The sequence below is a fragment of the Spirosoma terrae genome, from assembly GCF_010435915.1.
GTDB lineage: Bacteria > Bacteroidota > Bacteroidia > Cytophagales > Spirosomataceae > Spirosoma > Spirosoma terrae.
In genome coordinates, this window is record NZ_JAAFZH010000001.1 from 367,214 (window position 1) to 389,074 (window position 21,861).

At 47.1% G+C, this 21,861-nt stretch carries 19 protein-coding genes; 8 read left to right on the plus strand and 11 right to left on the minus strand.

The features are described from left to right. Positions 1-125: 125 nt before the first annotated feature. Complete coding sequence (locus GK108_RS01660) at positions 126-1,184, minus strand: zinc-binding dehydrogenase (RefSeq protein WP_163941788.1); 1,059 nt, start codon at positions 1,182-1,184, stop codon at positions 126-128. Positions 1,185-1,296: 112 nt separating this feature from the next. Between GK108_RS01660 and ybeY the strand changes: the two genes are divergently transcribed. Continuing rightward, entirely contained in the window at positions 1,297-1,710 is a 414-nt protein-coding gene (gene ybeY, locus GK108_RS01665) for an rRNA maturation RNase YbeY (RefSeq protein WP_163941791.1), read from the plus strand. A gap of 1 nt (position 1,711) precedes the next feature. Here ybeY and GK108_RS01670 read toward each other — a convergent pair whose 3' ends face one another. After that, positions 1,712-2,488 (minus strand): glucose 1-dehydrogenase, encoded by a 777-nt coding sequence (locus GK108_RS01670; protein ID WP_163941794.1) that lies wholly within the window; start codon positions 2,486-2,488, stop codon positions 1,712-1,714. A gap of 96 nt (positions 2,489-2,584) precedes the next feature. On the opposite strand from GK108_RS01670, the gene GK108_RS01675 reads away from it, so the two are divergent. Then, entirely contained in the window at positions 2,585-3,520 is a 936-nt protein-coding gene (locus GK108_RS01675) for a CPBP family intramembrane glutamic endopeptidase (RefSeq protein WP_163941798.1), read from the plus strand. A 73-nt stretch (positions 3,521-3,593) separates the two neighbouring features. After that, a complete protein-coding gene (locus GK108_RS01680) occupies positions 3,594-5,333 on the plus strand; it encodes a GMC oxidoreductase (protein WP_163941800.1) in 1,740 nt (579 codons plus the stop codon). Between the two features lie 96 nt (positions 5,334-5,429). Here GK108_RS01680 and GK108_RS01685 read toward each other — a convergent pair whose 3' ends face one another. After that, positions 5,430-8,981 (minus strand): DEAD/DEAH box helicase, encoded by a 3,552-nt coding sequence (locus GK108_RS01685; RefSeq protein ID WP_163941802.1) that lies wholly within the window; start codon positions 8,979-8,981, stop codon positions 5,430-5,432. 557 nt (positions 8,982-9,538) lie between these two features. On the opposite strand from GK108_RS01685, the gene GK108_RS01690 reads away from it, so the two are divergent. The 5 genes from GK108_RS01690 (at position 9,539) to GK108_RS01710 (ending at position 13,637) form a co-directional block, all read left to right on the plus strand. Then, positions 9,539-10,825: an anthranilate phosphoribosyltransferase gene (locus tag GK108_RS01690; RefSeq protein ID WP_246224666.1), complete on the plus strand. Its 1,287-nt coding sequence runs from the start codon at positions 9,539-9,541 to the stop codon at positions 10,823-10,825. 44 nt (positions 10,826-10,869) lie between these two features. Beyond that, on the plus strand, positions 10,870-12,060 hold the full coding sequence (gene lhgO / locus GK108_RS01695; RefSeq protein WP_163941805.1) for an L-2-hydroxyglutarate oxidase: 1,191 nt from the start codon (positions 10,870-10,872) through the stop codon (positions 12,058-12,060). A 75-nt stretch (positions 12,061-12,135) separates the two neighbouring features. Beyond that, a complete protein-coding gene (locus GK108_RS01700; RefSeq protein WP_163941808.1) occupies positions 12,136-12,642 on the plus strand; it encodes a Dps family protein in 507 nt (168 codons plus the stop codon). A 94-nt stretch (positions 12,643-12,736) separates the two neighbouring features. After that, a complete protein-coding gene (locus tag GK108_RS01705) occupies positions 12,737-13,189 on the plus strand; it encodes an NUDIX domain-containing protein (protein WP_163941811.1) in 453 nt (150 codons plus the stop codon). Position 13,190: 1 nt separating this feature from the next. Then, a complete protein-coding gene (locus tag GK108_RS01710) occupies positions 13,191-13,637 on the plus strand; it encodes a DinB family protein (RefSeq protein ID WP_163941814.1) in 447 nt (148 codons plus the stop codon). Here GK108_RS01710 and GK108_RS01715 read toward each other — a convergent pair. The 8 genes from GK108_RS01715 to efp form a co-directional block, all read right to left on the minus strand. Further along, positions 13,634-15,010 carry a sodium:solute symporter family protein gene (locus GK108_RS01715; protein WP_163941818.1) on the minus strand — a complete coding sequence of 459 codons (1,377 nt, stop codon included), beginning with the start codon at positions 15,008-15,010 and terminating at the stop codon, positions 13,634-13,636. The two genes, GK108_RS01710 and GK108_RS01715, sit on opposite strands and share 4 nt — an antisense overlap. Before the next feature lie 97 nt (positions 15,011-15,107). After that, positions 15,108-15,410, minus strand: coding sequence for a hypothetical protein (locus GK108_RS01720; protein ID WP_163941820.1), 303 nt, complete (start codon positions 15,408-15,410; stop codon positions 15,108-15,110). Between the two features lie 56 nt (positions 15,411-15,466). Continuing rightward, a complete protein-coding gene (locus GK108_RS01725; RefSeq protein ID WP_163941822.1) occupies positions 15,467-16,321 on the minus strand; it encodes an inositol oxygenase family protein in 855 nt (284 codons plus the stop codon). A gap of 81 nt (positions 16,322-16,402) precedes the next feature. Continuing rightward, positions 16,403-17,494, minus strand: a complete 1,092-nt coding sequence (locus tag GK108_RS01730) for a serine hydrolase domain-containing protein (RefSeq protein WP_163941824.1) — start codon at positions 17,492-17,494, stop codon at positions 16,403-16,405. Between the two features lie 6 nt (positions 17,495-17,500). Further along, positions 17,501-19,135, minus strand: coding sequence for a sodium/sugar symporter (locus GK108_RS01735; protein ID WP_163941827.1), 1,635 nt, complete (start codon positions 19,133-19,135; stop codon positions 17,501-17,503). 78 nt (positions 19,136-19,213) lie between these two features. Next, positions 19,214-20,557, minus strand: coding sequence for an acetyl-CoA carboxylase biotin carboxylase subunit (accC, locus tag GK108_RS01740; RefSeq protein ID WP_163941829.1), 1,344 nt, complete (start codon positions 20,555-20,557; stop codon positions 19,214-19,216). A gap of 86 nt (positions 20,558-20,643) precedes the next feature. After that, positions 20,644-21,135 (minus strand): acetyl-CoA carboxylase biotin carboxyl carrier protein, encoded by a 492-nt coding sequence (accB, locus tag GK108_RS01745; RefSeq protein WP_163941831.1) that lies wholly within the window; start codon positions 21,133-21,135, stop codon positions 20,644-20,646. 110 nt (positions 21,136-21,245) lie between these two features. Beyond that, positions 21,246-21,809, minus strand: coding sequence for an elongation factor P (gene efp, locus GK108_RS01750; RefSeq protein WP_163941834.1), 564 nt, complete (start codon positions 21,807-21,809; stop codon positions 21,246-21,248). Positions 21,810-21,861 lie beyond the last annotated feature (52 nt).

The window sequence follows — 21,861 nt, forward strand, 5'->3', positions numbered from 1 at the left end:
AAAATGTGAATAAAAGTATAGTTATCCACATTGGTAATGTGGATAACTATACTTTTATAGGATTATTTGAATAATAAATGATCCTATGGCCCATGATTTGCAAAAACTTTTCTGGTAAACAACCGTTACCCGTCAATCGCAAGAACAATTTTTCCAAACTGGTGACCATCGTTCATTCGTTGCATAGCCTGGGCTGTTTCGGCCAGTGAGAAGACCGAATCGATGACCGGAACCAACTGTTTTTCAGTGATAAATGACAGCATGGCTGCAAAGTCATGCTCATTGCCCATAGTTGAGCCAAGGATGTTCAACTGTTTGAAAAATACGTTGGCCGGAACTAGGTCAGCTAGGTTTCCAGTAGTGCCTCCGTAAAAAGCAATACGGCCTCCTGGCGCAGCGACGTCTACTAAACGGGCAAAGCCTGGACCGCCAGCGCTATCGATAATTACATCGAAATAACCCCGGAGCGGATGTTTTCGGCCTGGATTAGTCTGATACGTATTGGCTTGAGCGAGCAGTTGTTTAGCCCAGTCAGCTTCGCGATAATTAACGCCACCGATTGCACCCAGCGTTTGCGCTTTCGCTAGTTTATCGGCTGATCCAGACGTTACCCATACGTCTGCCCCCGACATGACCGCAAACTGAAGCGCAAATAAGGCAACGCCACCACCGATGCCGGTGATCAGTACTCGTTCGAGCGTAGTGGCTCCATCGCTATGCAGACCTGCACGAGTCATGAGCGTACGCCATGCCGTTACGCCCGCCAGTGGAATGGCAGCTGCCTGTTCAAACGATAGATGGTCGGGTTTACGGTGAATATAAGTCGCTTTGACCGAAACGTATTCCGCAAACGTACCATTGGCAGGCATCCCCAGAATATGAAAATCCGGGCCATAAAAATTAGGGTTTTCTCCCCAGTTTTGGGCGCAGTTAATAAGAACAGCCTGCCCTTTCCAGGCTGGATCGACGCCTGGGCCAACCTCGGCAATAATCCCGGCTCCGTCGGAACCGAGAATAACCGGCAGCTTAATGCCCGGATATAATCCCTGCTGAATAAAAACATCGCGATGATTCAGGGCGGCCGCTTTAAGTTGAATCAATACATCTCCCGCCCCAATAATAGGTATAGGGACGTCTGTGTACTGAACGGGCTGATGAATAGCTGGGAGACGAATAGCGTTCATACGGTTGTCAGATTGGTACTTCTTGCCAATTAGGTATTATCTCGCCGTATCTTTGCAAAAGGGAGCGGATACTTCACCTTTTCATCCAGTATCCATTACCCGTCTACGTATTATGATTCGATTTTTTAACGAAGACGTAACCTACAAACTTCCACAGAAACAGGCGACACGTTTGTGGCTTAAACGCCAGGCCGAAGAGGAAGGTTACGCAGTAGGTGATCTAAACTATATATTCTGCTCCGACGAGTATCTGCTGCAGGTCAATAAAGATTACTTACAGCACGATTATTACACCGATATCATTACGTTCGACCAGAGCGACGAAGATGATAAAATTGAAGGCGATATATTTATAAGCGTTGACCGGGTAATCGATAATGCCAAACAACATGGCGTGTCGGCCGACCAGGAAATGCTTCGGGTCCTGGCGCATGGTCTTCTCCATCTCTGCGGCTATGGCGACAAAACCGACGAAGAAGTGGTAACGATGCGGGCCAAAGAAGACGAATGGGTCAGCCGTTTATAGGCTAACCGGCCGTTAGGCCACCGTCCATTTGCAGGGCCTGACCCGTGAAAAGAACATTAGCGTCATCGCATAACCACAGAATGGCCTGCGCAATTTCTTCGGGTTGCGCCAAACGCCCAATCGGTATGAGTTTACGCATCCGTTCCTCCATGCTGGGGGCAGCGCTTATGAGTTCGTCGACCATGGCCGAATGCGTATAAACCGGGCAAATCGCATTAATCCGAATATTCTTCTTGACGTATTCCAGAGCAGCTGTTTTGGTCAAGCCAATAACCGCATGTTTCGATGCGCTATAAGGGGCGCCCATCGGCATTCCGCGAACCCCTGCAATGCTGGAAACATTAACAATTTTGCCTCGACTTGACTGGTCGTCTTCCAACTGAGTTAACATCTGGCGGATTTGAGCCTGCATCCCGTAGAAAACGCTACCAACGTTAACTGCCATGATCTGATTGAAATCATCGGCGGTCTGATCCAGCAGTCGGGCGAACCGACCGCCAATTCCCGCATTATTAACGGCAATATCCAGCCGTCCGAACGTATCGACGGTTTGCTGAATGGCCTGCTCTATCTGGGCTGGTTTTGTTACGTCGCAGGGCACGAATAAGGCACGGCCGTTTACGTCCTGAATTAGCTGAACGGTATGCTTCCCAGTTTTTTCGTTAATATCGGCTACAACAACCTGAGCCCCATCTTTGGCGAATGCCAGAGCGGTGGCCCGGCCAATGCCTGATCCGGCACCGGTGATAAAAACTGTCTGGTTCGTAAAATTTGCCATATATTGCTACGTAGTAACGCCAGAATGCGGGCCGAAAATTAAACTATTTTGCCTTTGGGAATCAGGTTTTAACTATTTTCTGTATTTATAAACTCAGTGAAAGGCCTTTGGCATGACCTGCGCGATCATCTTCGCATTGATTTCCGCTCCGATCTCTATCTATCGACTGCCAGCTGGCTGACTCTGCTGTTAACGATCAATTATACTATTGATCTTGAAGATTCTTACATCGATACGTATCAGGGGGATCCTCGATGGCCAATCCTTTATTTCGGTCTTTATGCAACAACGTATTACGTCAGCGTTTGGCTTTGGACCTATTTTCATAAACGACTCGATGTATGGAAAAACCGTGAGTTTTGGCTACGTAGTGGTTGCGCTTTAGTCTGCTACTCTGTTTACTCGGGTTTTTATGCCCACAGCGATTGGAGCCGACAACTCTTCGATGGACAGATTTATGTGTTTGCTTACTACTGTTTGCATAATCTTCAGTCGTTGCTAACGATCGTGTTGCCCTTATACCTCTTTTACAAGTTTGTTGATACATATCCCAGTTCGTTCTATGGTATGGTGCCCAAGCGTAAAGGACTGGTTTTGTACCTGATCCTTTTAGGTTTAATGGTACCTCTGATTACGTTTGCCTCGTTTCAGCCGGACTTTCTGGAGTCATATCCAACGTATCGTGACACGAATGCAAACGAATTTTTCGGTGTTCCTGAGTGGGTTACGGCACTGGTTTACGAATTATGTTACGGCTGGGATTTTATTCCAACCGAACTGCTTTTTCGGGGCTTTCTGGTAATTGGTATGAGTCGGGTTCTGGGCCGGGGAGCCGTGTTGCCGATGATTGTCTGGTACTGTGCCATTCATTTTGGCCGTCCGCTGGGGGAGGCCATTTCGTCCATTTTTGGTGGTTATTTGTTAGGCGTGCTGGCTCTAAGTACACGTAGCATTTGGGGTGGCTTACTGATCCATATTGGCATTGCCTGGGGAATGGAAATAGCCGCTTTCCTGCAAAGGGCTGCTCATTGAATTCTTCCATCGCCAACCACCCGAATAGAATAGCTTGCCTACTTTTGCAGTATCCAACAAAACTCAATAACCTATGGTTACCTCGTCCGCTTCGCTACAGCCGCCTATTCCGTCCGGGAAAAAATTCGACGCTATTGTTGTTGGCTCTGGTATCAGTGGAGGGTGGTCGGCGAAGGAGTTATGCGAAAAAGGGCTCAACGTACTGCTGCTGGAACGGGGGCGCATGATTGAACACGTTACTGATTATCATACGGCGACCATGAATCCCTGGGATTTTCCGCATCATAATTTGAACGTCCCGGCAAAAGTTTTGGAACGATACCCTGTTCAGAACAGGACAGGGTTTACGATCACCGAAGCCACGCACCATCATTTTGTGGACGACCTGGATAACCCATACGTAGAAGAAAAACCGTTCGACTGGATACGGGGCTATCATGTCGGAGGGCGCTCGCTGATGTGGGGCCGCTATTCATTTCGTTTTTCTGATCTGGATTTTGAAGCGAATGCCAAAGAAGGAATCGCAACCGATTGGCCAATACGCTACAAAGACCTGGCGCCCTGGTATGATTATGTTGAGAAGTTTGCTGGGATAGCCGGTAACCGCGATGGTTTGCCCCATCTGCCTGACGGTCTATTTCAGCCCGCTATGCCCGATAACTGTGTGGAACAGCATTTGCGACAGTCGGTAAATGCTACGTTCCCTGATCGTAAAGTGATTTCGGCCCGGGCGGCTCATCTTACAGCACCCACGACCGAGCAAATGAATCTGGGACGGGCTAAGTGTCAGTACCGTAATTTGTGTATGCGAGGCTGCCCATACGGCGCTTATTTCAGCACGCAATCGGCTACGTTGCCGGCTGCCCGACGTACCAAACGACTAACGGTTCGTCCGCATTCTATTGTCAATTCAATTATTTATGACGAAAAGAAAGGCCGTGCTACAGGCGTGCGTGTTATTGATGAACAAACGAACGAATGGCTTGAATTTCACGCCAGTGTCATTTTTCTGAACGCTTCGGCCCTGGGGTCTACCTATATTCTGATGAACTCTACGTCCAGCCGCTTTCCGAATGGGATGGATGATAGTGGGCAATTAGGCCGTAATCTGATGGATCATCATTTTCATGTGGGGGCAACCGCCGATTACGAACACGATCTGGATAAAATTTATTACGGACGCCACCCGGCTGGATTGTATATTCCTCGCTTTCGGAACCTGCCTGGCCAGCAACCGCAGGCATTTAAGCGGGGTTACGGTTTTGAGGTGTACACAAATCGCGAAAATTGGGATCATGCACGCTCATTAGACGGATTTGGTGCCGATTTTAAAGAAAAAGCTACCCAGTTTGGAGCCTGGAAAATCACGTTGGACGCTTTCGGGGAATGTATGCCGTATGAAGATAATCGAGTTTATCTAACCAAAGACGTAACGGATAAATGGGGTCAACCTGTTCTGAAAATGGATGTGCATTATCGCGAAAACGAAACAGCTATGCGGAAAGATGCGCAGGAACAGGCCGTAGCCATGCTGGAAAAGGCAGGCTTTTCCAATATTGACGGGTTCGATAGCCAGGCGCATCCGGGATTAAGTATTCACGAGATGGGAACGGCGCGAATGGGAACCAGCCCTAAAAATTCTGTTTTCAATAAGTTTAATCAGCATCACCTGGTTAAAAACGTATTCTGTACTGATGGTGCCTGTATGACTTCATCGCCTTGTCAGAATCCATCGCTAACCTACATGGCCCTATCAGCACGGGCGGCAGATTATGCCGCAAAAGCTCTGAAACGGGGCGATATACCACGATGATCGTTTGGGGCTTTTGTTTATAGTTTCTGGTCTATGGTTTTGGTAGCGGAATAATTTGGGCTACCAAAACCATAGACCAGAAACTATAAACAAAATTTATCCCAGCGTTACCAGTTCTTTCAATTCAGCGTCGCTCATATCGCCGAGCCAGGTTTCGCCAGTTTTGACACTGAGATCGGCCAGCTCTTTTTTGTTACGTATCATGGCGTCGATTTTTTCTTCGAGCGTACCCTGATTCATGAGTCGATATACCAATACGTTTTTGGTTTGTCCAATCCGGAAAGCACGGTCCGTTGCCTGCGCTTCGACGGCTGGGTTCCACCACAAATCATAATGGATGACGTGGTTTGCCTGCGTTAGGTTTAAACCAGTACCGCCTGCTTTCAGCGACAGAATAAAGGTATGGTCGGAGCGGTTTTTTTGAAATTGCTCGACCATCTCATCGCGGTCATCCCGCGATGTACCGCCATGCAGGAAAAGTGGCTGAGTGCCAAAGGTCTGCTGGATAAACTGCGACAGCAGTTCACCCATTTCGCGGTATTGGGTGAAAATCAACACCTTTTCGTGGCTGGCGTAAATGTTCTCAAGCAGATTGAGCAGCAGCGTTGCTTTGCCCGACAGGGAGGGTGTACTGTTGCCTCGTTTTAAATACTGATGCGGGTGATTGCCAATTTGCTTGAGTGCGGTCATCAGTTTAAGCACCAGACCACGCCGGGCAATTCCATCCTTTTCCTGAATGGCCCGCAAACTTTCCTTCACGACGCTTTCGTACAAAGCCGCCTGTTCGGTAGTGAGTGAGCAGAACTGATTATTCTCAATTTTGTCGGGCAGATCACTGATAATACTCCGGTCGGTCTTAACCCGACGTAGTAAAAATGGGCTAGTGATACGTCGGAAAAGGTCGAGTTTCTGGTGATCGCGCTCCTGCTGAATAGGCTTGCCAAATTCTTCGTTGAACTTACTCAAACCACCCAAATAGCCTTTGTTGACAAAATCCATGATACTCCAGAATTCCGATAAACGGTTTTCAACGGGCGTACCACTGAGAGCGATTCGGATAGGCGCTTTCAGGGATTTAACCGCCTTTGTTTGCTCGGTATCTGAGTTTTTGATGTTCTGGGCTTCGTCGATAATTACAACGGACCAGGTAGGTTTTTTTAACGCGTCAAGATCTGAGCGCACAATACCATAAGTAGTCAGTAAGACATCGTAATCGTCGGTTTTTTCGGTCGGTAATTTTCGATTAGAGCCGTGATAAATACGTGGTTTTAGCTCAGGAGCGAACCGGGCAATCTCTTTCTGCCAGTTTGTGAGCAGCGTAGTGGGTAACACAATCAGCCCTTTTTGCTTCTTGAAACGGTCTTCCTGCTTAAATTTCAACAGCAGACTAATTACCTGCAGCGTTTTGCCCAAGCCCATGTCGTCGGCCAGCAAACTACCCATGCCCAGTGCGGTATTTTTAAGCAGCCATTCATAGCCTCGTTGCTGATAAGGACGTAACGTAGCGTTTAGTGCGTCGGGCAAGGGCTGGGCAGCACTCTCCGTAAATTGTTTAACGAGTTTTCGGACCTCTGCTGATAGCCCTAATCGACTCCCCTTGTACTCTTCTGACAAAGCGGCCTTGAGCAGGTCCGACCCCGTCAGTTCGGGCGGATTTTCGAGTTGTTTGTAGAGTTTTTTCAGCTCGTCTGGGTCAATCAATACGTATTGATCTTTGATTTTGACCAAGCCGGTTGTTTGTCCTACCAGTTGCTGAAACTCTTTTACACTCATCATCTCCTGGCCAAGTGCTACTTGCCAGTCGAAGGTGAGCATATCGTCCAGACGCATAAAGGCATTATCGGCCGTAACTTTCGCTTTTAACCGCCCACCTGCCTGTGGCCGTACCCAGTGCTGAAGTGATTTCGGTAGCCAAAGCGCAATACCCAGCAGTTGCATTCGTGGCAACGTATTGAGCAATACATCAACGAACAAACTGGGTGAATACGTGAGAAATTCGGGGCCGCCTATTTTGGTCAGTTTTGATAAATCGGGAAAATGGCGCGAGAGAACCAGTAAATCCTGCAGAACGGCCATTCGAATGGCGGCATGTTTCTTTTTGGTCAGCAGGTCGGGTAGTGGGATAGGTTGATCCACAACCCCTTTGTCGGTTGGCGCTTCACGATCGCGAACCAGCAAACGAAGTCGAAGCTCATCGCTGAAGTAACCGTTCCCATGGTCATTTTCTTCAACGGCTATAATCGGCACAAACCGTTTGTGAGTCAGAAAGAAATCATTAACCCAAAGCTGGATAGCCAGTGGCATTTCCTTTCGGCCGAAACCCTCGAAACGTAATGTTTCCAGGCCAAAAAACAGACGATCGGCGTCTTCGAGCGGCCACCGTTCCCAAAGTTCAATAGTGGTTGGTTTGATAACCCGACGCATGAATAGCGAGCAGAGCGTTAAAACCAGTTCCTCACCGGGTAAGGCCAGCCACTCTTTTTGCCAGCGTACGGTAAGCAACGAAGGGGGAATCTGCGTGGCCAGTAAGCTGGTTTGCTGCTGCACCGCTTCATTGAGAGTGGCTGGTAGCCAACGCACGCGGTAATGTTCGTCGGATGTGCCAACCCGCAATAGCTGAGGGACAACGGCTCCCCGACGTAGCAACGCCATCGAAAATTGCTGAGTTAAGTATAAGGCACGTACCGAATCGCTCATTTCGGGCCAGTTGTCTTCGGTTAGCGAACGGAGCCAGTTGCTTAAGTCGCTCATCTTAAAACCGGGCAGCGTGCGCTGATCGCCATGTTCGCTGAATACGCTGATTTTCTTAACTGACATTACCTCATCGAGTTGCAACTCAATGCTGTCGCTAAATTCGGGAGTTGGTCCTTCGTTCGGGCTGAGCTCGTCAATAGGCGGTTTGCTGAAAAGCTTATATGCCTTGGTGAGCGATTTGTGAAAATCACCTTTGGCAAACGTAACATCGGGCGAGAGTAACCCTAATAGCTGATCGGCCAATGGCGGAATCTGCGAAAAATCCAGACGAGTCCGAGCTTTTTCATCGGCTTTCCAATCTTCGTCTTCGGGAAGTTCATCGGTGCAAATGGCTTTAAACGAATACACGTTTCCCATATTTCCGCCCACAGTTTCGGGCTGATCTTTCTGAAGCCCTTCCAGAATATCAAGACCTTTCAATTGAAAGACTAGAAACGGATTTCGGTCAATTTCGTTAGTGATCACATACACTACGGCAGCCAAATGTTTGCAGGGAACGGCAACATCGGGACAGGAGCAGCCCATCGCCAGATCGTGAAATGAGTCTGGGAACAAAGTAATACGTCGGCGTTTGGCAAAATCAACCAGTTCCGGTGGGAGTTGCCGGTTAAGAAGCTGGGCTAACGTAGCAGGATTATCCCGGATTTCGGTCAGAAGCCATTCTTTTTCCTGTTCTGAAAATAAGGGTACCGACAGTTTTATTTTATACGGTCTTGGAGCTGTTCCTCTGACTGATGCACTAATCTGATTGTTAGAAATAAGTAACCCCAGCACTGCTCCTTTATTGGCATAGGTCTTACCGCGCGGGAGCCGATTGGCCATGTCTATGCTCGTTAGGGCATTGAGCCATTGCTGTCCCCACCACGTCTTGCCGTAGGTGATGCGTTCTGCCATCTATACTGAAAAAGAGTTTAACATGTAAAAAGCTGGTTTAGTGTGTGCCAAACGTAGCTACGTAAAATTAGTAAGATAGATTCCAGATCGTTACGTTATTGTTTGTCCACTGTTGCCGTGACATTATACATAAACGCCGTAAAGCAGGAAATTGATGCTACGCTATCAATTTTGGTTGCTATCTTCTTAAGCTGTAGCAAGTAAATTGTGTGTTTTGTTATATTTTGATTAACTATATTAATGTGGAATTAAATTTTAATTATTATAAAAATATGTACTAAATATTTTGAAATATGCTCGTTGGTTGTGTAAAATTGCCGGATTGTATATGGTTTTCTTTGTTTGATTTTTAGCGTTACAATTAGCAGAATTGTTGGCCATGTACTTGTTGGTTGATACGTATCAGAGTTAACAGAGTACGTATTAATGAACGTAAAAATTAACCTTTATTAATGCGTATTGTTTCTGTTGGTAAAGCAGGATAGAGTTTTGCGCAACCATAAGTAGTTCGTTGTTGTCTCATCACTTTTATGCCATCACCTACTCCTATGTCTGATATGTCCGTTATTGATTTGTCGTTAGATACGCCTGCAGATACTCCTCTTGGGCGAGGTATCAAACATATTGGTATCGGTAAATATGGCAGTAAGCCGTTGACTCCCGAAATGCTTGTCGAATGCCGGACCGCGTTGACTGACCCAGCGACTCATCCGCTTCAATTAGGCGCTTTTTTAGGGGCCTTATTGGCAAAGGGGCCAACACCGGAGGAGCGGACGTTAGAAGAAGTGATTGGGAAAGGAGCCTTTTCACATCCTACGTTTCTGGTGAACAAAATTTGTCCTGATCTACCACAGGGCTTATTACCCATTGCAACTAAATTAGTTCGGGGTGGCAATCTGCAGGTGACAGAGGCTGAACAACTAGGGGATTATTTATTCGGAAACGGTATTTGTGAAACGTTCCGGGGGCTGGCCGCCAGTATTATGCGCGTTCGGCACGAAACAAACGAGGAATATCTAGGGCTTATGCGGGCGGCAGAACGGACGTTTACGCCCGGTTTTGGCCCAATGAGCTGTGCCGATCGGCCGCTGGTGCAGCTAGCGGAACCGTTTGACGGCGTCGACAACAGCTATTTACTAACGCCTTTGCTGGCTCAGTATTTCCAAAAGCGCGGTTATGGCGCTTTATCGATGGTTGGGCGTTCGGGAGGTCCTAAATTTACGCTCAACGCCCTTGATCTGTATATGCATTTGGGCTGCCAGTTTCTCCAGAGCAATCATGAACTCGATACGCCACTAGAAAAATACGGTTGGGTTCTTGATCAGAAAGCGTTGTCGCCTGCGCTTAACCGTTGGGTCGACCGGCGGCATACACTCATTAAACGACCTTTTCTGGCTACCCTCGAAAAAGTACTGAATCCATGCCATGCCCAGATTTTAGTTACCTCCGTTTTTCATATTACGTATCAGATGAAAATGGCTGAGCTGGCTATGATGGCTGGGTTCGATGCGGCTATTATTCTGAAACGTGGCCTCGAAGGAAGTTTAGCGCCATCGACAAGCCGGGCTACTGGTATTCTATGTGCTGTTCGCACCCCACGAGGGCACATGTTCTACCAACATTTTGAGGGCGATGCACCCGCTTTTTCGGCATTCCGAACGGAGTCTGATGCCCAGTACGAGCATCCGCAAGCTACTGCAAATGCCCAGTTGATACGTCAGTTTATGACAGAAGGCAGCTGCAACGATACTGATTTTGCAAACCGGGTTCGGTTTGCCTATGCCCTTTACGGGCGAGGATTAGATTGGATTGAAGGACAATTGCGGTCGCAGCCGATTAGTTAGGCTTGAATGCCGTACCTTTATGGCTCGAATTTAGCCATTGGGGCATGACAGACGTAGTAATTATCGGAGGAGGTATTGTTGGTTTAGCCACGGCCTTACAGCTTAAACAGCAACGACCAGCACTGAAGGTCATTTTGATTGAAAAGGAACCAGCCGTTGCTCGCCATCAGACGGGACATAATAGCGGAGTTATTCACTCGGGCCTTTATTATAAGCCAGGCAGCCTGAAAGCAACCAATTGCATACGAGGCTACCAAATGCTGATTGATTTCTGCAATGCAGAGGGTATTCCCTATGATTTGTGTGGTAAAATAGTCGTTGCGACCAAACAGGAAGAAGTTCCTCAGTTAAATATCCTTTACGATCGTGGTCAACTCAACGGCTTAACTGGCCTGAAGAAACTGTCGGTGGCCGAAATGCGGGAAATCGAACCCCACGTCAATGGCGTGCAGGGCATGTTTGTTCCGCAAACGGGTATTATCGACTATAAGCAGGTGTCTGAGAAATACGCAGAGAAATTTCAGGCATTAGGGGGTGAAATTCGTTTGGCTGAGCGTGTTGAGCAGGTAACGCCCGGAACAAGTCTGAGCATTGTGGTAACGAATAAAAGCCGGTACGAAACTAAACTCGTTGTCAACTGTGCCGGGCTCTATTCGGATAAGATTGCCCAATTAACCCAACCGGTCAACGTACGGATCGTGCCGTTCAGAGGAGAATATTTTAAACTTCGGCCCGAAAAAGAGTATCTGGTAAAAAACCTCATCTATCCAGTGCCTGACCCGAATTTCCCATTCCTGGGCGTGCATTTTACGCGCATGGTTCATGGCGGAGTGGAGGCTGGCCCCAATGCGGTGCTGGCTTTCCAGCGTGAGGGCTATGCTAAATCGGATATTAATCTGAAAGAACTGTTCGAGACGTTAACCTGGCCCGGTTTTCAGAAAGTTGCGGCTAAATATTGGGAAACAGGCTTAGGAGAAATGTATCGATCGTTTTCGAAATCGGCATTCACCAAGGCATTGCAGGGGTTAATTCCGGAAATTCATGAGTCCGACCTTGAACCGGGTGGGGCTGGTGTTCGTGCCCAGGCCTGTGACCGTACAGGGGGCTTACTCGATGATTTTGCCATTCTTGAGACTGACAAAGCCATTAACGTAGTGAATGCGCCATCGCCTGCCGCTACGTCGTCGCTATCAATTGGGAAGACGGTTTCGGAGAAAGTTTTGGCCCGTTTTTAAGCGATTCTTAACGAACAATAGATGCTGAACAGGGGTTCTATATATGTCGAATAGCTGATATTAAATAGAATACTCATGAAAGCGATTAATCAGGTTGACGTTCTGGATACCCCCTCTGATTTAGAGGAAAAAGGCCGGGGAAAAGTTGTAGAAGCCGTAAATCGACTTGTAGCTGATGCTTTTGCCTTATATATCAAAACCAAAAACTACCATTGGCACGTATCGGGTCGGCACTTCCGCGACTACCATTTGCTGCTTGATGAACAGGCGGGTCAGATTTTCGCCACAATTGACCCATTAGCCGAGCGAGTTCGTAAGATAGGTGGTAATACTATTCGTTCAGTGGCCCATATTGCTCAACTGCAGCGGGTTAACGATAACGACGAAGATTTTGTGTCGCCGAAAGACATGCTGCTGGATCTGGTTGCCGAAAACAAGAAAATGGCAAAGAGTATGAGAGAAGCCCATCAGATTGCCGATGATGCGGAAGACGTAGCAACGGCCAGTCTGCTCGAAAATTTTATTGACGAAACCGAGCAACGGACCTGGTTTCTGTTCGAAACCTCCCGCGATCTGGAGTAAATTAACTACGTTGGTTACCTGGCCAAAACGGCTTAGCGGTTGTCTTTTCCCAGTCTGAATTGGGAAAGACAACCGCTTTTTTTAAGTTGCCGATATGAAAGTTCGTCCATCTGCACTCATCTGGCGTCTAAGCGCCAATCAAACGGAAGTATTATTGATGCGTTACAATTATGGCGGTCAGGATGTCTATGCCCTGCCTGGGGGTAATCCTGATCGCGGTGAAATCTTGCCCGAAACTGTTATTCGTGAAATCAGGGAAGAATTAGGGGTGTCGGTAGAAGTTGGTGAGATGATTCTGGCCGGAGAAATGCTGTTAACTCAACGTAACGACGATGTACTGCATGTGGTTTTTGCCGCTCGTAATCTTCAGGGGGAACCCGTTTTGAATCCCGCTGAAACAACGGCTCTTGAGTTGGTTTGGAAACCTGTTATCGAACTAGATCAACTGAATCTATATCCTAACATTGGTTCTAAACTTGAGCCCTGGTTTCGTTCTGCTACGTATCTAGGCTACGTTGGACGTATTGAACAGCAATATTTCGGTTAGTATGCTTATAGAAACGTTAAAAAAACTGTTTAATCGGGATTTAAGCCGATTAAAACATGAAATTAGTTCTTACCAGAACGAGCAGGTGATTTGGCAGGTAGAACGTAACATCGCCAACTCGGCTGGAAATTTGTGTCTGCATTTGGTAGGGAATTTAAATACGTACATTGGTGCAGAAATAGGTAAAACGGGGTACGTACGTGACCGGGAGCTTGAATTTTCGCTTAAGGATATTCCAAAAGCTGAGCTTATCGATAAAGTCGAACAGACGAGTCGGATTGTTGAGGATGCGCTGAATCGGCTAAACGAGGACGATTTGGATAAAGAATACCCGGTTTTGGTCTTTGATGAAAAAACGCCAACGGGATATTTGCTTGTTCACCTCACTACGCATTTAACGTATCATCTTGGTCAGATCAACTATCACCGCCGTCTTTTAGATCGTTAATCGTTGTCGACGCGACTAAGTAAACTCCCGGCTATCATCCCAATCAGACTGGCGAACAAGCCCCAAAGCATGGGCGAAATGTCTGTGTCCAGGCCGAGACAGGCAAGCCAGACGAACAGGCCGATCCCCATCGACCAGAGGCACCCGGTTAATGTGGCCCGTTTCCAGTAAATACCGGCCGCTAACGGCACAAATAGAGAAACCAGGCTAAAAGCAGACGATTCGCCAACTAATTCAAAAATATTGGCATCCCGCGTTGTACTCATCAACACGCAGACAACAGTAATGATAACAACTGCCCAGCGAATCGTTTTTAGCAGTGCCTGATCACTAATATTGGGTCGGAAAAATTTGACGATATTTTCGCCAAAAACCGTTGACGGTGCCAGAATAGCCCCGCTCGATACGCTCAGAATGGCCGACGTAACGGCGCCAAAAAATAACACCTGTAGCGGTAAACCTCCGTGCCGCATCACCATATTGGGTATGATCAACTGATTATCCTTGGGTAAATCGGGATGAAGAATTTTGGCACTTAAGGCAATGAATAAAGGCAGCATCGCAATGGTCAGGTACATGCCTGACGCCAGGAAGGATGCCCGAACCGAGATTGTTTCAGTTTTGGCCGACATCACTCGCTGGAAAACATCCTGCTGGGGGATGGAGCCTAAGCCAATCGTAATCCAGGCCGCAAGATAAGCCAGCCAATCCTTGCCGGTCGGTTTGGGCAGGAAGCGGAAAAAATCGTCAGGTGTTTGTTTGTCTATCGTTGTCCAGCCACCTACTTCCTGCCAAAGCATAATGGCCAAAACAACCAGCGCTAGAATAATAATCAGGTTATGGAAGAAATCGGTGACCGAAATAGACCACATCCCACCCAAGAGAGTATAGACCATGACGATGGCCGCACTCCCAATAACGCAGTACTCACGGGGAATATCAGTCACTACGTTCAGCACAATGCCAATAGCGACTAGCTGAGCGGCTATCCAGCTGAAGTACGAAGGAATAACCATTAGAGCGGATAGCAATTCCGCTGATCGACCGTATCGAATGCGAAAGTAATCGCAGAACGTCGTGATGTTTAGCCGGTAGAGAGGTCGCGAAAAGAAGGCTCCTACTAAAAACAGGCATAAGGATGAGCCAAAAGGCTCTTCAATAACAGCCAGCAGCCCTCCTTCAACGAACATAGCCGGAGCACCCATGATTGTTTCGGAACCAAACCAGGTCGCGAACGTAACAGAAGCGGCTAACAGTAATGGGAGGCCTCGTCCGGCCAGCACAAAATCCTGCGATGTAGTTACTTTTCGAGCTGCCCAGATACCAACCGCTACGTTGGAGAGGAGGTAAATAGCAATGAGAGATATAAGCATCGGTATAGCTAAAAAGCCGAATCACAAAGTACACAAGATTCTTGCGTACTCTGCGCTTCGGCTTTTTAGCTATTAGGATTATAGCCTACAATTTATTTTAAGGCAATTTCTCGTGCAGGTAAGTCAAAACCAGTTGTAGTGTCTGCTTAATAGTACCTACATCCTGCTTAAGTTCCGCCACATCCTGTTTAAGTTCCGCCACATCCTGCTTGAGTTCAGTTATGTCGGCTTCCACTTTATCCAGTCGATGCTCTACCTTATCAAAACGAGCATTAATCTGCTTAAATCCTTCATTTTGATCCTGCCGGATAGCGCGCACATCAACGGTTAGATCGGCTACGGCGCGGGCCGTTTTCAAGTTCTGACGCTCTACTTGCTCAATACGTTCTTCAAGATACATGTAGATATAAATCTTCGGTGGATACTGTTTTCTTGAGCAAGGTTACTTATATGCATTTACAATCGCAACGTATTGGGCAGATACTTTGCAATCAACTCTTCGTAGTAAGGCTTTAATTCGCTTACAACTGGTGGCTTTGGACTTTTTGAATACAGATCGTACGGGTTGAATTTGCGGACCCATTTAAACATTTCGTGGTCATGCTCGTCCATTAAATGCGTATAGGCTTCTTCACGGTGTTGCGAATAGAACGAGTGATAGCGCATCATGTATAGAGCAGGCTCAGGCATATAATCCTTCATGATCTGATACAGATACTCGTCGTGGCCCCAGGACATATGTACGTTACGTAGGCCACAGTTAGGCTCATAAACGCCGTACTTTGTGTTGTAGCGTTCGTCGCGGCTGTCCGGGTTATTCGCAAAATATTCAGGATAAACAATTTTATCGGAATGGGCGCATCCAACCGGGAACGTATCGCCAACCACAGCCCATTGTGGTTCGCCGAAGAGACACAGCACTTTGCCCATATCGTGCAAAAAGCCGGTTAGTACAAACCAATCGGGATGGCCATCGGCTCGGATCGCTTCGGAGGTTTGTAGTAGGTGCTGAAGCTGATCGAGATCAGTATCGGGATCAGAGTCATCAACCAGCGTGTTTAAAAATTCTGCAATTCCCCAAACGGGTAGTTCTTTCTTGTCGAATTTTAAAAACTCACGCTCCTTCTCCAACACGAAATCGTAGGTCTGGTACGTGTGATTAAGCCGATAGAATTCCCGAACCGTGTCACGCTCTGGAGAATCGTAGTTGCGGTATTCTTCTTTTGATTTATGCTCAGGCTCTGGGTAGCGACTTAATAGATCGTCTTCCCACACATCAAGGCTAGAAAGGGGTGCGTTTTCGCTTATCATGTCTAAGTGAAAGAATTTACAGTAAATCTCTAAAATTTATTGCTGATAACCAATAGAATAGGCTGAGTGTTGGCAAGGATTCTACTGAGTAAGTTCATCCAGCCTGAGTATGGCTGCTACGTTTGGGTAGCCTGCCTCCGATAAAAGATGGGTTATCGCTTCAGCATTGGCTTTATTAGTGGCTCTGTTAGCAAAATAAGCCATCAGAAATCGCTTTTTGGGTATAAACACTACGTAGTTATTAAAACCGCAGGTACTACCAGAATGAAACAAAATTGGATCAGATGGCTGTCTGTAAAACCAACCCGCTCCGTAATAACTGTCTGGTGCTGACGAAATGGGTTTGCCTGTACGAATCAACGTAGTAGTTAGGTCTGGTAATGTATTGTTTGCTAAGGCTTCGATCCATTTCCTGTAATCGTCCAGAGACGTGTAAACGCCACCATCTCCTTTTGTGGCACTCGTTACGCTCTGGTCTGAGAACGTGAACGTATCATTTTTGTCCAGTCTATAACCCATTGCCCGGTTCGGGATGGATTGACTAGCTTCGTAGACGATGGATCGCGTCATGTTTAATGGCCGAAAAATCCGCTCCTTAACAAACGTAGCGTAGGGTTTTCCTGATACTCGTTCAATAATCAAGGCTAATAAGCAATAAGCGGAATTGCTATATCGAAACTGGCTACCGGGTTCGAAATACAGTGAGTCGCGGTTTTTTAGTAGCGTCAGTACGTCGGCATCCAATACTTGTTTCTGCTGGTTTGGATCCATAGCGGACTCATAGTCCAATAATCCCGACGAATGCGTAAGCATATGTCTGACCAGAACGTTTCGCCCAACAGTACCCGTAAACTCAGGGAAGAAGCGAAGGAGTGGGTCGTCCAGAGATAGCTTTCCGCCTTTTTCCAGGAGCAATATGCCCATAGCCGTAAACTGCTTCGAAACGGAAGCCATTCGGAAATTAGTTTCAGACGTAATGGCTGATTTCAGGTTAACATTCGCCAAGCCGTAGCCCTTACTGTATATTTCTTTCCCATCAATCATCACGATTAGAGCCGAGCCTGGCTGATTGGCCTTTGCGGTCGATTGCATAAGCGAATCGAGCCGGGTCGCTAACTGCGCACTGGCTGAGATGGACATAAGAAGCAGGCTGGCGACAAGGAACTTAGTCATTGGAGTTTACCAGAATACGGCATATAGTATTGCCAAAATACTGAAAATTCCCACTGAGCCAATAACGAATGAGGGGGCTACCCGAAACATCTGTCGATCCATAATTACCCCTTTAACTTTGGTTGGGACGCTGTCCGTTAAAGAGACAATAACCATCAGGGCCATATCGATGCAAAAGACGAGGGTGGTGCGATGAAGAAAAGGAATCGGGTCTGACTCAATACCAACTACGTTCGTGATTTCCGGCCAGAATTTTAGTAGTGTGGACAGGGGAATTGTTAGAATTGCTACGGTCAGGGCAGCCCGGTTGGTGGCCCGTTTCCAGAAGAATCCCAACAAAAAGATGGCGAAAACGCCCGGTGTGATAAAGTTGGTGTATTCCTGAATGTATTGATACACCTGATCGAGGGAGCGTAGTAACGGCGCAATGGTAATGGCGATAGCAAAAGCCACGACTACAGCCCATCGGCCAACATTGACCAGCTTTTGTTCTGATGCATTTTTATCAACGTATTTCTTGTAGAGATCAAGCGTAAAAATCGTCGAGATTGAGTTGCACTTTCCGGCTAGCGAAGCCACTACAGCTGCCGTTAAAGCTGCAAAAGCCAGCCCTTTCATGCCGACCGGTAATAAATTCATCAGGACCGGATATGCGTGATCTGGCTTCACTACGCCCGATGCATCCGTCATGGCCTCGCGGAAAGGCCCATTCTGATAGAGAACATACGCAGCAATACCTGGAACTACCACAATTAGGGGAATCATTAATTTCAAAAAAGCAGCAAAGAGAATACCGCTACGTGCTGTTTTCAGATCGGCGCCTAATGCTCGTTGGATGATGTACTGATTGCAGCCCCAGTACGAAAAATTATTGATCCACATACCACCTGTTACTAGTGCCATTCCAGGTAGGGCGTCGTAATGCGGATGCCCTTTGGGCAAAAACATATGAAAATGACTGTCGGCCTGCTGACGTAGCGTTAATAAGCCATTCCATACACTGCCTGTTCCTGTCTGCTCCGCAACCAGTTGTAAGGCCAGATACGTAACAACTAATCCGCCAAAAACCAGGACGATCACCTGAATCACATCCGTATAGCCAATTACTTTCATGCCACCTAACGTAATGAAAATGGCGAAAATAGCCAGCCCAAACGTGCACGCCATAAAGGAAACGCCCGTTAAGGATTCGATAGCGATGGCCCCAAGGTAGAGGATAGATGTTAGATTGACCAGTACGTAAACAACCAGCCAGAACACGGCCAGAATAGTACTTACCGTATCACTATACCGTTGCGCCAGAAACTGAGGCATGGTGTAGATATGATTCCTAAGATAGATTGGTATAAAATAGATCGCGACAATAACAAGTGTTGCCGCTGCGAACCATTCGTACGATGAAATGGCGAGTCCCATCGCGAAACCAGAGCCAGCCATTCCGATGAAATGTTCGGCTGAAATATTGGAGGCAATCAGTGATGCGCCAATTGCCCACCAGGTTAAGGCGCCTTCGGCGAGAAAAAAGTCGGTCGTGCTGGTGGTAGCGGATCGCCGTCGTTGATAAACCCAATAACCGTAGCCAACGACTACAAATAAATAAATGAAAAAAACGATATAGTCAGCGGTGGCCAGGTGGTTCATTGGGGTAGCAATAAAAAAGGGTGTCTTGGCTACAAAGCAAGACACCCTTTTTTTATACCAGTTAACTAATCCGAAAAACTACAACTTGCTGAAATCGAAGGTTTCGAGGAAGGCAGTTGTAAAATGTCCGGATTTAAAGCCTGGGTCATCCATCAGCTTGATATGGAAGGGAATAGTTGTCTTAATTCCTTCGATAACAAACTCCTGCAAAGCCCGCTTCATCCGCGTAATCACTTCTTCCCGCGACTGACCCGATACGATCAGTTTCGCGATCATCGAGTCGTAGTTAGGCGGAATCGTGTAGCCTGTATATACGTGACTATCTACCCGAACACCGTGTCCGCCCGGCATGTGTAGCACCGTAATTTTACCAGGAGATGGACGGAAGCCATTGGCCGGATCTTCGGCGTTAATACGGCATTCCATAGCGTAGAGCTTTGGTGTGTAGTTGCGGCCCGAAATTTCAACACCAGCCGCCACTTTGATCTGCTCTTTAATCAGGTCGAAATCCGTTACTTCTTCGGTAATAGGGTGTTCAACCTGAATCCGGGTGTTCATTTCCATGAAATAGAACTTCCCGTGTTTATCGACCAGGAATTCAACGGTTCCGGCACCTTCATAGCCGATTGCCTGAGCCCCTTTAATGGCTGCCTGACCCATTTCTTCCCGAAGTTCTGGTGAAATAATGGGCGAAGGGGTTTCTTCAACCAACTTCTGGTGACGGCGTTGAATAGAGCAATCGCGTTCAGAGAGGTGGCAAACTTTACCGAACTGGTCGCCTACAATCTGAATCTCAATATGGCGAGGTTCTTCAACGAACTTCTCCAGATATAAGCCATCGTTACCAAAAGCGGCACCCGCTTCAGTACGAGCGTCGTTCCAGGCTTTTTCAAAGTCACTCTCCGAACGGATAATTCGCATCCCACGACCACCACCACCAGCTGTAGCCTTGATGATGACCGGATACCCCATTTCGGCCGACAGTTTTTTGCCCTGCTCAATCGATTCCAGCAAGCCTTCTGAGCCAGGAATAACCGGAACGCCAGCCAATTTCATGGTTGCCTTGGCCGTAGCCTTGTCGCCCATAGAGTTGATTTGGTCTGCAGTAGCACCAATAAACTTGATGCCATAGTCGGCGCAGATTTGTGAAAACTCAGCGTTTTCCGACAAAAAACCGTAGCCAGGGTGAATAGCATCAGCGCCAGTTACTTCGGCAGCAGAAATAATGCTGGGGATGCTTAAATAAGACTGTTTACTAACCGGTGGCCCAATACAGACCGCTTCATCAGCAAATCGTACGTGTAGGCTATCACGATCGGCGGTCGAATAGACTGCTACCGTTTTGATACCCATCTCGCGGCAGGTACGGATAATCCGCAGTGCAATTTCTCCCCGGTTAGCGATTAATATTTTTTTGAACATGAAAATTCCAGTTTACAGTTGACAGATTTTCGTTTTCAGTTAGTTCTAGTGAGAAGACTGAAGGCTGAAAGCTGAAAACTGAAGACTTAATTAGGTTCTACCAAAAATAACGGCTGGTCGTACTCAACCGGCGTCGCATTTTCAACGAGCACCTTCACGATACGTCCGGATACTTCCGACTCGATTTCGTTGAAAAGCTTCATCGCTTCAATAATACAAACCACTTTTCCTTCACTCACACTGTCTCCGATTTCAACGAAAGCTGGTGTTTCCGGGTTGGATGAGCGATAGAAGGTACCGATCATTGGTGATTTGATAGTAACGTAATTGGACGTATCAGCCTTAGGGGCTGCTACTACGGCCGGAGTGGCAGTGGCTACCTGAGGCTGCGCTGCCGGAGCGGAAACAGGGGCTGCCGGAGCAGAAGCTACTGGTGCCGGAGCGGAAACAGGAGTTGCCGGTGCGGCTGCTCCGTACCGTTTTACGCTGATTTTAAGATCAGTCGTTTCAATGTTTACTTCATCTAATCCAGATTGTGAGATGAAGTCGATTAGTTGCTGAATGTCTTTTGTGTTCATAGCTTTTGAATGATGACAGGGTCGGGTCGCCGGAGCGATTATGAATTATGAATGATTAAGAATCGACAATCACTACTACGGATCGTTCACATTCATCATTCCTCAAAAACTTATTTCACGCGTTCTACATATTCCCGCGTACGGGTATCCACTTTAATTTTTTCGCCAGAGTCAATAAAAAGAGGCACCATGATTTTAGCACCAGACTCAACTTCAACCCGTTTTTTGGGGCTATTGGCGGTATCTCCCTTAATACCGGGTTCGGCATAAGTAACTTCCAGTTCAACGAATGGCGGTAATTCGCACGATAGAGGAACTTCGTTTTCGGCGTTGATCAGAATTTCCACTTCCTGACCTTCTTTCATCAGATCGGCTCCATCAACCAGTTTTTCGTCGATGTTAATCTGATCGAAGGTTTCCTGATCCATAAAGTTGAAGCCAGTTTCGTCTTTGTAGAGGAATTGAAATTTTCGGCGCTCGACTCGAACCGGATAAATGTTTACGCCTGAGTTGAATGTATTATCGATAACCCGGCCCGTAGTTAAACTTTTCAGTTTTGTACGTACAAAGGCTGCTCCTTTGCCAGGTTTCACGTGTTGAAACTCGGTAATTTGAAAAAGGTCGTGATTAAAGTTTATGACCAGTCCATTGCGGATATCTGCGGTCGTCGCCATTACTTAATAAATTGTTTGTAGTTCGTAGTTTAACGTTTGCTGTTTATTGTGA